General features: G+C 36.4%; 4 protein-coding genes. 2 read left to right on the forward strand and 2 right to left on the reverse strand.

The features are described from left to right. Window positions 1–354: 354 nt before the first annotated feature. Both PVE40_RS12295 and PVE40_RS12300 read right to left on the reverse strand, forming a co-directional pair. Window positions 355–1,278, reverse strand: coding sequence for a cation diffusion facilitator family transporter (locus PVE40_RS12295; protein WP_048728535.1), 924 nt, complete (start codon window positions 1,276–1,278; stop codon window positions 355–357). Window positions 1,279–1,301: 23 nt separating this feature from the next. After that, entirely contained in the window at window positions 1,302–1,616 is a 315-nt protein-coding gene (locus PVE40_RS12300) for an ArsR/SmtB family transcription factor (RefSeq protein ID WP_048728532.1), read from the reverse strand. 365 nt (window positions 1,617–1,981) lie between these two features. On the opposite strand from PVE40_RS12300, the gene PVE40_RS12305 reads away from it, so the two are divergent. Both PVE40_RS12305 and PVE40_RS12310 read left to right on the forward strand, forming a co-directional pair. Then, on the forward strand, window positions 1,982–3,907 hold the full coding sequence (locus PVE40_RS12305; protein ID WP_083068343.1) for a heavy metal translocating P-type ATPase: 1,926 nt from the start codon (window positions 1,982–1,984) through the stop codon (window positions 3,905–3,907). Between the two features lie 263 nt (window positions 3,908–4,170). Next, a complete protein-coding gene (locus tag PVE40_RS12310) occupies window positions 4,171–4,734 on the forward strand; it encodes a recombinase family protein (protein ID WP_274732231.1) in 564 nt (187 codons plus the stop codon). Window positions 4,735–4,874 lie beyond the last annotated feature (140 nt).

Consider the following 4,874-nt stretch of genomic DNA (forward strand, 5'->3'; position numbering starts at 1 on the left):
TTGATACTTACAACCAAAAATTCCTAGGTCGCAGTCATAAAGGTTTCCAACAGGCCGAAGGCGAGCTCGAACAAATGCTGAGTCAACCGATGGAGAATTAGAAACAATCTACAGTAGGGAAGAACCATTTACACAAAATTATTGACGCTCCCATTTTATATAAACGGCATCAAAAACAATAAGTTATGAAACCGATAAATTAAGTAAAAAAAGCCAATTAAGTGTAAATTGTAATTTTATTTTGCATTAAATTTAAGGGGTGCTTTGCACTAATAAATCGAGTAGGAGACTAGCCATTAATTGGCTAGTCTCCTACTCGATTTAAAATAGTCCTTTTTTCAATATATAAATACTTTAACTGCCATAAGCATACCCTTTTTCCAGTTCGTCTTTACTTGTAGTTATTTCTATTGTGATATGATCCTTTACACCCGATGTATGGGCAAGCTCTGCAATTTCTTCTTTGATTTCCCTAGTCTTGTTTATATCGGAAGAGTCTATAAGAACCGTAACGATAAGGGCATTTTCTTCTCCGTCCAGTGACCAAATGTGAAAATGAGAGAGGTCCTTTACAGCAGGAATATTGTTAATGGAGTTCGCCAGGTTCTCTACGTTTACATTTTCAGGCGAACCGTTCAATAAAATTTTCATTGTACTGAAAAATTCAGGTACAGTTTTATAGAGGATATAGAGTGCTATCAAAATCGATAAGATTGGATCCAATCGATAAGCCTCGGTAAAGTTCATTACGATACTCACAACCAAGACCCCAATCCACCCTAATACATCTTCTAGCATATGCAGGTTCAACATGCCTTCGTTTTTAGATGACCCTTTGCTTAGAATCCAAGCCGCATATCCATTCAATCCAATAGCCACGAGTGAAAGCCAAAACATGCCACTGTAATTAACCGGTTGCGGATCAATCAAACGTGGGATACTTCGGTAAATCATAAAAAATGAGCCGCCGATCAGTACTACTCCAGTTATCAACGCCCCTAATAATGAAAAGCGGTTATAACCAAAAGTGAACTGTTCATCTTGCTGCTTTTCTGAGTACCCCTGGAAAAACCAAGCGAATCCAATAGAAATGGAATCTCCTAAATCATGAACGGCGTCGGACATAATTGACACACTATTGAAAAGAGCCCCAAAGAAAAATTCAATCATGGAAAAAATAAAGTTGGTGAAAAAAGCAATTTTAATATTCTTATTCGGTTGATTTTGGTGCGAGTGATTTTCTTGTTTCTCTGACTTTGAAATTTTAAAAACCTCCATTTAGTTTTATACCTTATTAGCTTTTATTGTTCTTGTTCATTGATATGAGTTAAGACTTGTTCGAGAATACTGAAAACATGAAGATCATCAAGACTGTAAACCATGCTTTTCCCTTCTCTTCTTGCCTTCACTAAACGTGAATCTTTCAATATTTTTAGTTGGTGTGAAATCGCGGACTGTTCCATATCCAATGCAAGCACAATGTTTCCAACACTGAGCTCTTCTTTCTGTAAAAGAAAGAGAATTGACAAGCGTGTAGGGTCACTAATCACTTTGAATACTTTGCTTATTGATTGGATCTTCTCTTTATTGATTGGCGAAGTTGTTGATGTATCCATATGCTCTTATTCCTCTCACATGATTTTCCATTCATATATATAATACCACATGAGTAAAACGATGCTAGTTTTTTGTTTATAGACAAAATTAAGACTTTTGTATCAGCAATAGTAGTCCATTTGAATAAGAAGCATCTTGTCTTGACAAAACTCATACAGTGAGTTAATATGATTCTGTAAACACATGAATGTAAATTCATATGTTTACAGAATCATTCCGATTTACAAATAAAAGGAGATGGAGACTGGATAAGCCCAAACCATATGAATCCTTGCCTTACTTAAGCAAACAAACGAGCTCAGAATTTGCAAGGCACAAAAAAAGTCAACAAAAATCAAAGAAATTTAATAGAAAGGTGATAGAAATGGAAACTACCAAAGAGCAACATTCACAGGAAAAAGAGAAACATAACCACGACCATGATCACAATCACGGGAAGATGCCTATTATTCTATACTTTATTGGTTTGGCATTGGCAATTGTTGCATTGTTCTTAAGTGGAGAATATCAATTAATTAAAAACATCATGTTCTCACTCGCCACAATTAGTGCGGGCTATCATGTCATTGTTCTGGAAGGTCTTGGAGAGACAATTGAGAATACAAAAGCAAATAATAAGTTTACGCCTAATTCTCATATTTTAATGGGATTAGCGGCTATAGGAGCTTCAGCGATAGGGAATTTTTGGGAAGGAACGTTGTTGATTCTCATTTTTTCAGGCGCACATTTCCTGGAAGATTACGCTGAAGGAAGAAGTAAACGAGAAATCACGAAATTACTCGAAATGAATCCAACGACTGCCCGGTTAATCCAGCCTGATGGCAGTACAAAAAATGTTGACGTCAGTGAATTAAAAGTGGGAGATCAACTTCAAGTATTGAATGGCGATCAAGTCCCCATTGATGGCGTCATTTTGTCAGGCTCTACGTCCATTGATGAGTCGTCTATTAATGGAGAAAGTATCCCAAAAGAGAAGTCCAAAGGAGACGACGTTTTCGGAAGTACAATCAATGGAACAGGTACTTTCACAATGGAAGTCACTAAAGAAAATAAAGATACAGTATTTTCAAAAATTTTACAGTTAGTAAACCAGAACCAAGACAACCAAACAAAAGCTGCGAGTATAATCCAAAAATTTGAACCGAAATACGTTACAGTTGTTTTAATTGCCATTCCGTTATTCATGTTATTGGCTCCTTTTCTCCTAGACTGGACATGGTCACAAAGTATCTATAGAGGATTGGTCCTTTTAGTGGCAGCTTCACCCTGTGCTTTAGCAGCAGCTACTGTATCGGTAACTTTATCGACGACTTCTAACTTGGCCAAAAAAGGCGTCCTTTCAAAAGGTAGTTCTTACCTGTCTCAATTAGCCGATACTCAAGCCATTGCATTTGATAAGACCGGAACTTTGACCAAAGGAAAACCTGAAGTAACCAATTATTATTTTGCTGATTCCGTGAACGAAGAAAATATGATTGATATCGTGGTAGCTCTTGAAAAAGAATCCAATCACCCCTTAGCAGATGCCATTCTAAGAAAGTTTGAACAAAAAAATCAACTGACTATTGAAGTAGAAAATCAGATTGGTAAAGGGTTGACAGGAGATTACAACGGCAAAAATTATCGGATCGGAAAACCAACTTCATTTGACGAGGTTGCAAATGAATATATTCGTTTAAATAATGAGTGGGCATCAGAAGGTAAGACAGTCGTATATGTAGCAGAAGATGAGAATGTCATTGGACTTATAGCTCTCATGGACGTTCCAAGTGAACATGCAAAAGAAACTATTAAATACTTTAAAGAACAAGGCATACACACCACTCTAATCACTGGCGACTCAGAAATGACAGGAAAAGCAGTTGCTGAACAATTAGGAATAGATGAAGTAATCGCGAATGTCATGCCAGAAGATAAATCTCGAATTATAGACGAGCAAAAAGAGAAATACGGCGTAACAGCAATGGTGGGTGATGGTGTAAATGATGCCCCAGCCCTTGTGAATGCAAATGTAGGGATTGCCATGGGAGACGGAACCGATGTAGCAGTAGAGGTGTCTGATTTAGTTTTAATGCAGGATGACTTATCTAAATTGGTTAAAGCTCATGGAATTTCTTCTAAAATGAATCGTGTCATATGGCAAAACATCCTTTTTTCAATGGCAGTCGTAGCCTTTTTAGTTGTAGTGAGTTTATTAGGTCTAACAGATATAGCAATCAGTGTCATTATTCATGAAGGAAGTACGTTGGTCGTTATTCTGAATGGACTTCGTTTATTAAAATCTAATTAATTCTATCAAAACCCATAAATCTAGGGTATAGTAATAACTGTCTGAAGTTAATATGCCTTTAACGTTCTAAAAACGTTAGAGGCATATTTTTTATAAATTACTTTGTCTCAAAAACAATCGATTATGAGACAAAATCATATCGCCTCTTTTATTAAATAAAAGAGGCGATATTCTGTATCATAACTTGTCACATTAACTACGTATCTATAACACCCTTTTATGATACAATGAAACCAGAATTAAAGTACGAAAGGAAGAAAAGCATGAGTGGATACATTTATGGTTATGCCCGGGTGAGTACGCGTTCACAAGAACTAAATCGTCAATTAGACTTACTCAATGAACAAAATTGTAATGAAATCCTAACTGAGAAAATGACGGGAACCAAAGCGGATCGTCCCCAACTAAATCGTCTAAAAGATAAAATTCGTCCGAGAGATACGGTAATTGTGGAAAGTTTCTCTCGATTGGGTCGTAGTACAAAGGATTTGATTGACCTTGTTACCTATTTTGAAGAACACCATGTTAAGCTGGTGAGCTTGAAAGAAAACTTCGATACCAGCACGCCTCACGGACGCTTAATGATGACTGTCTTCCAAGCATTTAGTCAGTTCGAACGTGATTTAATTGTTGAACGTACCAAAGAAGGTTTGAAAAGTGCACGTGCGAGAGGTCGTAAAGGTGGCCGTCCACGTGTGAACCAGAAAGATGTTGATCGAGCAGTAAAATTGTATAAAAGTCAGGTTTATAGCGTAAAAGAAATTACGGAAATGACTGGTATTAGCAAGGCAACACTTTATCGCTACTTAAAAGACAATAGAGATTAATCTATTTTAATTTATAGGAATCTATAATATTTATGGGATAATGAGAGTGTTTTTTTTATTATTACGTCGATTGTAAAATTAAGCTAGACAAATAAATAAGCCATTCGTGGTACACTCAAAATGTAATTCCGCCAAAGAAT

Source organism: Jeotgalibaca caeni, from assembly GCF_028863945.1.
Lineage (GTDB): Bacteria > Bacillota > Bacilli > Lactobacillales > Aerococcaceae > Jeotgalibaca > Jeotgalibaca caeni.